Consider the following 10235-nt stretch of genomic DNA (forward strand, 5'->3'; position numbering starts at 1 on the left):
AGGAGTGAGTGATGAGATTAAGATTAGGATTCGTGTTTCTGTTATCGACGATATTAACCGGCTGCCTTGGTATGCCTAAAGATGTGACGCCGGTAACCAATTTTGACCTCAACCGTTATTTGGGAACATGGCACGAAGTGGCAAGACTTGATCACTCGTTTGAGCGTGGCTTATCCGATGTGACGGCAACTTACTCGTTGCGTGAAGACGGTGGCGTCAAAGTAATCAACCGAGGCTTTAGCCGCGAAGAGGGCAAATGGCAAGAAGCAGAGGGTAAAGCGTACTTCGTTGAAAATGATAAGACGGCGTATCTGAAGGTTTCGTTCTTTGGGCCTTTCTATGGTTCTTATGTAGTGTTTGAGTTAGATGATGACTACCAGTATGCCTTTATTTCAGGCCCTGATCATGACTATCTTTGGCTGCTCTCTCGCACGCCGACCGTACCTGAGTCTGTCAAAGAACGTTTTATCTCTGAAGCCAAACAGCGAGGCTTTGCCACGGAAGAACTGATTTTTGTTGACCACGCCCGTACTGATCCTAAGCAGCCAGTTTCGAGTGATTAAACTGGGTAATCCGATGGCGACAAACAATCTTCTGAAGACCAAAAAGAGATAATAATGCGAAAAACCGATAAAAAATACGACAATGCTATCCGCGAAGCACTGACTGAGGTGTGTGAGCAGACCATGAAACAGGTCGATGGTTTTGAATGGCTAACGCATGAAGTGAATTATCAACGTTTTCCGCAAAGTGTGATGATCCGTTTGATGTTTACGGATCGGCAAAGGATCGCAGATTTTAAAAACAGTCATGAATACAATGTGGCGTTAATGGCGATCCAATCACGCTTATCAGCGGCAGGGATCTCACTGAAAAATATAGCAAACCATGTGCAACTTAACACCGCGTAGTTACCCAAAGATGTAAGCTAGAATCAACACCACGGAGGAAGTATGGAAGCAAGGATTAGCATCATTACATTGGGAGTTGCCGATTTATCACGTTCGTATGAATTTTATCGCCAACTAGGGTTTCCGACCCATAATCACCCCGAAGAAGGGATAGTGTTTTTTAGTACAGCGGGAACGCGTTTAGCGTTATATGCAATCGACGCTTTAGCCGATGACATAAAGTCCGGTATGCCTGTTAGTGACGCTGGTTTCAGTGGGATCACGCTTGCGCATAACACGCGTTCAAAAGAAGAGGTCGATGAGGTGCTTGCGCTGGCTAAAGAATGCGGCGGTCGAATTGTCAAACCTGCTCAAGATGTTTTTTGGGGCGGCTATAGTGGTTACTTTGCTGACCCTGACAACTATTTGTGGGAAGTTGCCTATGGAGAGGCTTGGCAGTTTGATGACAATGGCAGCTTAGTGTTGGACTAAACATACTCTTAGTATTGGACTAAACATACATTGTGATGCAAACGTTTGAACGAACACTGGCTCAGTTGATTGCAGCATCTGTGTGAGCGAGACTCAACAAGAAAAAGGCGCTTTATGGCGCCTTTTTACGTTGTGAGAAGCGAGCGAGTCATTTATGCCGTTGCTAGCGTCTGCGCTTGACGGTTGGCATGCCAGACTAAACCAAAGCCGATAATCACCACCGCGCAGGTTGATAGCATCACGGTCGTGACCGCGAACAATCCTGAGGCGGCAAACGCAGAGACCAAGGCGCTCGCGACAAAGCAGATAATCATCTGTAAGAAGTTGAGCAGGCCCGCCGCTGTCGCGCTACATGATTTAAAATCTTCTAAGGCTCGGTTTACCACGAGTGGATAAATGGCACCATTGGCCGCTGCCAAAAAGCAGAATGGCCCCAAGATTGCCCAAATATTAGTGACATCAGTGCGCCAGCTAATTAAAAAGATCACCACCACACTGGCGACAAACAGTTTCAGTAACCAAGGAAGGATGCTGTGATCTTTCAGTTTATTCAGTGCATAACGACAGGCATATCCGCCGACAACAAACGCGATTGTTTGTGGAATATAGCTCAGGCCAATATCGGATTCTGTGTAGCCCATCGCTGACATGATAAACGGCGATCCAGTCAAATAGGCAAAGAAAGCGGCCGAGCAACCAGCAAAGATAAGCATATTTCCGATGAACTTTTTTGATTTAAAAACTTGCTGATAATCAGTCTTCAGTTTATCAATAATTTTAGTATCTTGTGCTGGCTTAGTTAAGCTTTCTTTCTCTCGTAGAGTCAGTGCAATAAAAACGACCCCTAGGGCAAATAAAACCACAAAAATACTGCGCCAATCAAAATGCTGAAGTAAATAGGCGCCCAGTAGAGGGGCTAATGCCGGCGATAGCGCAACGAGCGGCATAATGGTCGCGAACATTTTTTGCCCCAACTTGCCTTCGTAGCGATCAATCACCACCGCTTGCCAAATCACAATCGCGCTGCATGCGCCCAACGCTTGAACAAGGCGCGCACCGAGTAACAGATAAATATTATCTGCAAACAGACATACCACGGTCGCAACGCTATAGAGACTTAAGCCAATTAACAGTGCAGGTTTACGGCCAATGCGGTCGGAAAGGGGGCCATAAACGAGTTGACCACAGGCCATACCAAGCAAAAAGATACTCAAGGTTAAACCGATATTCGCCGACGATGTCGCAAAATCGATTTGCATGGCCTCAAAAGCGGGCAAATACATGTCGGTGGCTAAGAAACCCAGCATACTGAGCCCTGCAAGCCAAAATAGCGTGATAAATGGCACTTGTTTGTTCATTTTTTATCTCTTGATACAAAGATTAATGTAACGAGCAGTTTATGACTAACAATCCATGCTGTGAAACGGTATGATTTGAACATACCTTTCAAAAAATTTGATGTGAATGTTTTCTTACCAAGATTTTCAGGTGATTGAGGTGGTCGCGCGCCGAGGCAGCTTTTCAGGCGCGGCCGCAGAGCTTCATAAAGTACCCAGTGCGGTGAGCTATACAGTGCGGCAAATAGAGGACAAATTGGCGGTGGTACTGTTCGAACGTCTTCATCGCCAAGTAAAGCTGACGCCTGCTGGGGAATACTTTGTTGAACAATCACGCGAAATGCTGAAAGCGATGGCTAATATTCGTCAACAAACACAACGGGTTGCGAATGGATGGGCGCAAAGTGTCTCACTTGCACTCGACAATGTGGTGCGTGAAGACAGTGTCAACACACTCGTGCGCGACTTCTATGATGCGTTTCCTGATGTGGAACTGTTACTGACCATGGAAGTGTTCAATGGCGTATGGGATGCACTTGCCGATGATCGAGCAGATATCGCGATTGGTGCGACCGCCGCCGTCCCCGTCAGTGGTGCGTTTCGTTATCGAGAAATGGGCACCTTGCGTTGGCGGTTTGTTGTCAGTCCATCGCATCCACTCATGCAGTGCGAACAACCGCTAGACAACGATCAGCTCGCAGCGTATCCCGCCATTTGTTTAGAGGACACCTCGCGCCGTTTGCCGCGCCGTACCACTTGGCTATTGGACAACCAGCGTCGTCTAACGGTGCCGAATTGGCACAGTGCCATGCAATGTTTTAAGACCGGTTTGGGCATTGGTGTGATGCCTTCTCACATGGCCGAAGAGGCTATCGCTCGAGGTGAGCTGGTGGAGCTAACGCTTGCGGATCCGCTTTTAAGCAGCCCATGTTGTATTGCTTGGCGTTCAGATAAAGAATCGCCACCGATAAGCTGGCTGCTCGATTATTTGGGTGATAAAGAGCAATTACAGCAGCAGTGGCTATAACGTGAGCGCGCATGAGATAGCGTTGCTAGCGTCCTTCAATGTCACGTAGCGTATGGTATCCAGCCCAGACGCGACTGGAAGCGGTGACCAAGCACGCGATGCCAAATACCCAAGCAATCCACGCCATGTAAGACGGGAAAAGACACATCAAGACAAAGCTGGCAATGGTCTCGGTGCCTTCGGTGATCCCCCCGATGTAATACAAGGATTTGTTTGCGTACACGGGGTTGTCGATTTGATGCTTGCTTGCCATTGTCGCAAAGGCTAAAAAGCTGGCCCCGGTGCCCATAAAACAAAAAAGTAAAAAGCTTGCCGCTATCGCATTATTGGCTGGGTCCGCGAGCGCAAAGCCCAACGGAATGGATGCGTAGAAAATAAAATCAAGTGTGATGTCCAAAAAGCCTCCCGCATCACTGAGGCCCTGCTCGCGCGCGATCGCACCGTCAAGGCCATCAAAAAGCCGATTAATCACAATAAAGCTAAGCGCAAGCCCATAGGCTTGAAGCGCCAGAGCGGGCAGCGCCAGTAAGCCAATAAAAAACCCGCTCAAGGTCACCGTGTCAGGTTTGGCTCCCCACCGACTGAGTTGGACCGCCGCTTGTTTCAATGGCCAGCGGATCACGGCAATCGCATAACGATCAAGCATTGGCTGGGTACTCCTGTGGTGTGAGGGGCGTTTCTGGGATTGGCCAGTCTAGGCGATGATCAGGATGCGCAATATCTTCGCTATCGTGGGTCACAATCACCGCCGGGATTTGCCTTTGTTCAATTTGTCCAAACACAAAAGCGCGAAAATCACGGCGTAGCGGCTTATCAAGCTTACTGAACGGTTCATCCAACAAAATCGCATCGGGCTTAGCGAGTAACGCGCGTAGTACACTGATACGCGCACGTTGTCCTCCCGATAGTTGCGACGGTGCATAGTTAGCCAGTGCAGCGAGGTGGATTGCGTCGAGTGCTGCCAGGGTATGGTTGTATTTGTCTTTTTTATTCATCGATGAGGGCAGTGCAAAGGCCAAGTTCTGCCAGACGTTGAGATGCGGGAAGAGTAAATCATCTTGAAATAAAATCCCGATACGGCGCTGCTCCGGCGGTAAGTGATCAAAAGGCTCACCATTTAAGGTCAGTTGGCCGCTGTAATGTATTGGCGGTTGGATGTGTCCCGCCAATACGCTCAATAGACTGGATTTTCCGCAGCCACTCGGCCCCATCACGGTGAGGATCTCGCCAGGCGATACGCTGAAAGAGACATCGTGTAATAAACACTGATCAGGCGCGTTTATGCTGAGTTGATTGACACACAGCGTCATGATTATTTGCTCCTGGTTGCGTCGCAACCGATTGATGAGGTGTCAGTCGCCGTTGCATGACACGACTGAGAAACGTTGCCAGGACGAAAACCAGTAAGGGGATCAGCGCTTGCATCAGGCCGTATAGGCCGCTAATCCGTCGATCCAACCCACTGGATAAGCTCACTGCCTCGGTTGTTAGGGTATTGATCCGACCCGCCCCCAATAATTGCGTAGGAAGATATTGGGCTAAGCTCACACTGGCGCCCACTGCCCAGGCGAGAATAATCGCCGGTAACAGTAAGGGAAGTTTGATACGCAGCCAGGCTGCCATCGCACTGACGCCTAAACTGCGAGCCGTTTGGATAAGCCGTTGATCAAACTGTTGCCACGGGCCATCTAATGCTAAATAAACATAAGGAAAAGCAAAAAAGATATGCGCCCAAATAGTCGCGGGTACATGCCATTGTCCCGGTAGACTATACACAGCCACTTGGATCCCAAACAAAATAGACAGTTGAGGTACCAAAAGAGGAATGGCAATCACGGCTTTAGGCAGTGCTCCTTGACGAGGAGAAACCGCGCGCTCAAGGCAGCCCATGGCAAATATGACGGCGACTGTCGCACTGATCAACGCCAGTAAAACACTATTTCCAATTAACGCCCCAACGTAAGCAAGCTCTTGATTCCAAAAGCGCAGCCCATAACGGCTGGGGAGCCAATCGGGAAATGACCAGCGTAAGGCGAACGACCAAATGAACAAAGCCGGGATTACCAACAAGGGAACAATCACGACGGGCCACCAGAGGTGTCTCCCTGGTAACCAAGCACGACGTGTTCCTGTGAATTGCCAACGATTAAAGCGCTCACAAATCAACCATTCGAAAAATCGATAACCAATGAGTACCAAGGCACACAGTAAAAACAGGACCAAAGCCCCTGCCGACGCTCGGGGGAGTAATGAAAGATCAGGGTCGTTAAACCACTGCCAAACTAACACAGCAAAGGTTGGTGGCGTGTTTGGACCTAAAATCATCGCTACGTCGACGACCGAGAGGCTATAGGCCACCACGGCAAAAATAGGAAAACGCATTTTGGCGAACCAAAGTGGAAAAATCACCTTGATCCAGGTACTGGTGCGATCATAGCCGAGGCTGGCAGAGACCATCGTTAAGCGATGCACATCAATTTGGCTTAGCACAGAAAGGCTCATTAAAAGCAAAAACGGCGTTTCTTTCAGGGTGAGGGCTAGGGTTAAGCCCAGCACATACGGATCCTGTATTAGTGACCAAGTCGGTGGCATGTCTCCGGTCAATGGGCTAGACAGGCGAAATAGCCACCCTGAAGGGGACAAAAACAACACCAGTCCAATAGCAAATGCAACATGGGGCAGGGCCAGTAAACCGGGTAAGCTACGCGCGATGCGTTGCCAAAAGGGCGTCTGCCACGTGGCTTGCAAAATAGCGAAGCTCAACATCACTGCCAATAAGCTACTTGCTAGTCCAGAGAGCAGTGTGAGCCAGAGTGAGTGAGATAAGCCTGGCCAGGCAATGAGTTCACGCCAACCCGAGAGACTGGCTTCAGCCAGCCCCAAAGCAGGTAAAAACGCAAATGCACTGGTTAACAGGCCTCCCAGCCCAGGAAGTAAGGGCAGGCAGCACACCGCCAGCGTGATGGCAAACAACAAACGTGCCATGACGGTCTCTTTTATTGTCCGTAACGTTTAAGCCAAGCGCTTTCGAGAGCGGTTTGCCAACTGGGATGCGGCTCTGGCTGGGACTGAAAACGGCGCGTTTTAGCGGTGTCAGGCAGTTTAACCACCGGTGGGTCGCCCCAAATATCAGTCTGAGCTTTGCGCAATTGCGACTTCTCACCCATCAAAAAGTTGATCGCTATCTTGGCGCCGGCTTTTGCATTGGCATTGTAGGGGATCGCCAGAAAATGGATATTAGATAAAGCCCCCTGCTCAAAAGCAAAGGCGCGTGCCGTTGGCGCTAACGTCCCTGAGGCGATGGCGGATTTTGCCGCATTGGGATTAAAAGCGATCCCGATTAAAAGCGCACCGTCATCGACAAGCTGCATGGTGTGTGCGCTGCCTGAGGGAAATTGCTCCCCATTACGCCAAGCGACTGGGTGCAGCGCATCAAGATAGTCCCATAGCGGTGCAGTTATGGTCTCAAAGTCTGCATTGTCGACAGGCTGATACAACGCCTGTTGATTGTTTGTCAGCTCAAGCAATGCCGCTTTTAAAAAGCTGGTGCCATGAAATTCGGGCGGTTTCGGATAACTGATCCGACCGGGATTAGCTTTTGCGAGCTGTAACAATTCAGCAAAAGAGCTTGGAGGATTGGCGAGTGTTTTTTTATCGTGAATAAACACCAGTTGCCCGACCCCCCATGGTGCTTCCAAGCCTTTGGTGGGTTCAGTAAAGTCCTCTGTCACGGGCAAGGTTTTATCAACGATTTGCCAGTTAGGCAGCGCCTCGACAAAGGGGCCTTCAAGTAACCCGTTTTCCTTCATCGATTTAAAGTTCTCGCCATTAATCCAGACCATATCGACACTGCCGCCGGTATCTTTTCCCGCCGTTTTTTCAGCCAATAAACGATTCACTGTTTCTGCAATATCAGCCACTTTAACGTGTTTGAGGGTCACACCGTATTCACGTTTGAGTTCACGCCCAGCCCAACGAAGATAAGCATTGATTTGCTGATTGCCGCCCCAGGCATTGAAATATACGGTTTGCCCGTTCGCGTCTTGTTCGACTTGTGCCCAATCCTGCTCAGCGGGAGTGGCCAAGGCATAGCCACTGGTGATTGCGAGCGTTAGGGCCGCTATCCATTGTTTCATTGTTCTTCCTTATTGATTAATGACGCATCCAGCGTTGATATTTTTCGACCCACTGTAGGAGTTTCTCCGGTGCATGCGCCTGTTTCCACATACCCGCCGTATATTTAACCGCTTCACTCATGGTGGGATAAGGATGAACGGTGCCGAGTATTTTGTTCAGCCCCAAGCCATGGCGCATCGCTAAGGTGAACTCGGCCAATAAATCGCCGGCATGTTCTCCCACTATGGTCACTCCCAGTATGGTATCTTTTCCCTTTGGTGTCAGCACTTTAATAAAGCCATGGTCATTGCCATCGGCGATGGCGCGATCCAGGTCATCAATGCCGTAATAGGTCACTTCGACGTCTTGTTGGTTGGCTTTGGCTTCTTTTTCATTAAGCCCAACACGTGCAACTTCTGGGGGCGTGTATGTTGCCGCTGGCATCACCGAGTAATCCGCTTTAAAACGCTTAAATTGGCCAAATAACGCATTGACCGCGGCATACCACGCTTGATGGGCACTGGCATGGGTCAACTGAAAGGGCCCTGCCACATCACCCACTGCATAGATATTGGGGTAATTAGTTTGTAAATAGTCATTGACCTGAATGGTGCCACGCTCGGTCACTGGAATATCGAGCTTTTCGAGACCAAAGCCTTTGGTGTTGGCGCTGCGTCCTAACGCGACCAGCACCGCATCAAATGTGACGGTTTTCTCACCGTCAGGGCCGTCGAGTAAGGCGATTTGCTCATTGCCACGTTGTTCAAATGCTTTGACCTTGTGCTGTGTTAAAACCGTGACACCGTCACGTTCTAGTGCGCTTTCAACCAGTTGAGCAGCGTCTTTATCTTCACGGCTTAACAATTGATCCGCCATTTCAGCCAGCGTCACTTGGCTGCCTAAACACGCAAAACTTTGTGCCAATTCTGCGCCAATGGGACCCCCGCCCAAAACCAATAACCGTGGTGGCAGTTCAGGCAGGGACCAAATCGTATCCGAGGTGTAATGTGTTACCTCAGCCAAACCGGGAATGGGAGGGAGCATGGGGCGTGCGCCTGTGGCTATCACGATGTTGCGGGTAGTGAGGCGTTCGCCATTCACCTCGACTTCCCATGGCGAGACGATGTGTGCTTCGCCTTGCACGCACTCCACGCCGAGCTTGGTGTAACGCTCGACTGAATCATGGGGCTCAATGTGGGTAATCACCTGTTTTACCCGCGCCATCACCGCTGGAAAATCAACGACTGGCGCCTAGGTATGAATACCAAACGCCTTGGCCTTGCCGATTTCTCGCATGGTTTTCGCTGCACGTATCAGCGCTTTAGAGGGAACACACCCGGTGTTTAGGCAATCACCTCCCATCGAACCTTTTTCAACTAGCGTGACTTTTGCTTTCACCACTGCCGCGATATAACTCGATACCAGTCCGCCTGCGCCGGCACCAATTACCACCATATTGCGATCAAACTGATGGGGTTTGCGCCAACCTTGATAGCGTTTACGACGCGTGACCCACGCCATGATCCATTTTGCTAGCAGCGGGAACAGGCCGAGTAATGCGAGCGATCCAAGCACCGAAGGCGACACCACATCGCCAAGTGCGTCGATTTGGGCGAGTTGAGTCCCTGCATTCACGTACACTGCTGTCCCCGGTAGCATGCCTAGCTGACTGACCCAGTAGAAGGTGCGCGTTTTTAAGGGCGTTAACCCCATCACTAGATTAATTAAGAAAAAGGGAAAAATGGGAATGAGGCGTAGCGTGAGCAGATAAAAGCGGCCATCTTTTTCAATGCCACGGTTAATGGCATCTAATTTTTGACCGAAGCGATTTTGTACCCAGTCTTGGAGCAAAAAACGACTGACTAAAAAGGCGAGTGTGGCACCAATAGAGCTGGCGAAAGAGATCAGAACCAGCCCCCACCAAAACCCAAATAATGCGGCGCCCAATAAGCTCGCTACCGCGGCACCGGGGAGTGATAGGGCAGTCATCACAATATAGCCAAGCAAGAAAAATAGGCTGGCTTGGGTAAAATGCTGAACGATGTAATCGTTGAGTATCGCCTGTTGCGCTTTCGCATTGTCGAGCGTGAGCCATTGGCCGAGGTCGAAACTAAACCAGAGCGCGACGATGGCGGCAATCACTAGACCAACAAGAAGTTTTTTTACTGACATATTAGGTCTCGTCGCTAAATTAAAGAGGGCCAGCTATTACTTTAGAGTACTTTTGTGCACGGTTGGCAACTAACTGGCTGATTTATCGGTTGCATCAGCGAAGAGCTATGGTCAAATCTGGTGTATGGCATCCAAAGCTGTGTCCTGCTGATCTCCCTCAGGCTCGCGAACACCATCTCGGAATTTTACCCCTTTGATAAC

General features: G+C 49.8%; 9 protein-coding genes and 1 pseudogene. 4 read left to right on the plus strand and 6 right to left on the minus strand.

The genetic code is table 11. The features are described 5' to 3' along the window. Positions 1 to 11 precede the first annotated feature (11 nt). The 3 genes from BZJ21_RS12310 to BZJ21_RS12320 are packed head-to-tail and all read left to right on the plus strand — an operon-like array spanning position 12 to position 1382. Positions 12 to 563, plus strand: coding sequence for a lipocalin family protein (locus tag BZJ21_RS12310; protein WP_077661002.1), 552 nt, complete (start codon positions 12 to 14; stop codon positions 561 to 563). Positions 564 to 617: 54 nt separating this feature from the next. Next, positions 618 to 911: a hypothetical protein gene (locus BZJ21_RS12315; RefSeq protein ID WP_077661003.1), complete on the plus strand. Its 294-nt coding sequence runs from the start codon at positions 618 to 620 to the stop codon at positions 909 to 911. A gap of 42 nt (positions 912 to 953) precedes the next feature. Continuing rightward, on the plus strand, positions 954 to 1382 hold the full coding sequence (locus tag BZJ21_RS12320; RefSeq protein ID WP_077669925.1) for a VOC family protein: 429 nt from the start codon (positions 954 to 956) through the stop codon (positions 1380 to 1382). Between the two features lie 152 nt (positions 1383 to 1534). Here the strand turns inward: BZJ21_RS12320 and punC are convergent, their stop codons facing one another. Continuing rightward, positions 1535 to 2740 carry a purine nucleoside transporter PunC gene (punC, locus tag BZJ21_RS12325; RefSeq protein ID WP_077669926.1) on the minus strand — a complete coding sequence of 402 codons (1206 nt, stop codon included), beginning with the start codon at positions 2738 to 2740 and terminating at the stop codon, positions 1535 to 1537. Positions 2741 to 2846: 106 nt separating this feature from the next. On the opposite strand from punC, the gene punR reads away from it, so the two are divergent. Next, positions 2847 to 3746, plus strand: a complete 900-nt coding sequence (gene punR / locus BZJ21_RS12330; protein ID WP_077669927.1) for a DNA-binding transcriptional activator PunR — start codon at positions 2847 to 2849, stop codon at positions 3744 to 3746. 25 nt (positions 3747 to 3771) lie between these two features. On the opposite strand, the gene BZJ21_RS12335 is transcribed toward punR, so the two are convergent. The 5 genes and pseudogenes from BZJ21_RS12335 to lpdA all read right to left on the minus strand — a co-directional run bounded on the left by BZJ21_RS12335 (position 3772) and on the right by lpdA (position 10034). Next, on the minus strand, positions 3772 to 4392 hold the full coding sequence (locus tag BZJ21_RS12335; protein ID WP_077669928.1) for a CDP-alcohol phosphatidyltransferase family protein: 621 nt from the start codon (positions 4390 to 4392) through the stop codon (positions 3772 to 3774). Further along, positions 4385 to 5056 carry an ATP-binding cassette domain-containing protein gene (locus BZJ21_RS12340; protein ID WP_077669929.1) on the minus strand — a complete coding sequence of 224 codons (672 nt, stop codon included), beginning with the start codon at positions 5054 to 5056 and terminating at the stop codon, positions 4385 to 4387. The genes BZJ21_RS12335 and BZJ21_RS12340 overlap by 8 nt, the downstream gene beginning before the upstream one ends. Continuing rightward, complete coding sequence (locus BZJ21_RS12345; RefSeq protein WP_077646724.1) at positions 5016 to 6731, minus strand: ABC transporter permease; 1716 nt, start codon at positions 6729 to 6731, stop codon at positions 5016 to 5018. The genes BZJ21_RS12340 and BZJ21_RS12345 overlap by 41 nt, the downstream gene beginning before the upstream one ends. An 11-nt stretch (positions 6732 to 6742) precedes the next feature. After that, positions 6743 to 7882, minus strand: coding sequence for an ABC transporter substrate-binding protein (locus tag BZJ21_RS12350; RefSeq protein ID WP_077669930.1), 1140 nt, complete (start codon positions 7880 to 7882; stop codon positions 6743 to 6745). A gap of 16 nt (positions 7883 to 7898) precedes the next feature. Beyond that, positions 7899 to 10034: pseudogene (lpdA, locus tag BZJ21_RS12355) on the minus strand (dihydrolipoyl dehydrogenase). Between the last annotated feature and the right edge of the window lie 201 nt (positions 10035 to 10235).

The sequence above is a fragment of the Salinivibrio costicola subsp. alcaliphilus genome, assembly GCF_001996185.1.
In the GTDB taxonomy this organism is placed as follows: Bacteria; Pseudomonadota; Gammaproteobacteria; order Enterobacterales; family Vibrionaceae; genus Salinivibrio; species Salinivibrio costicola.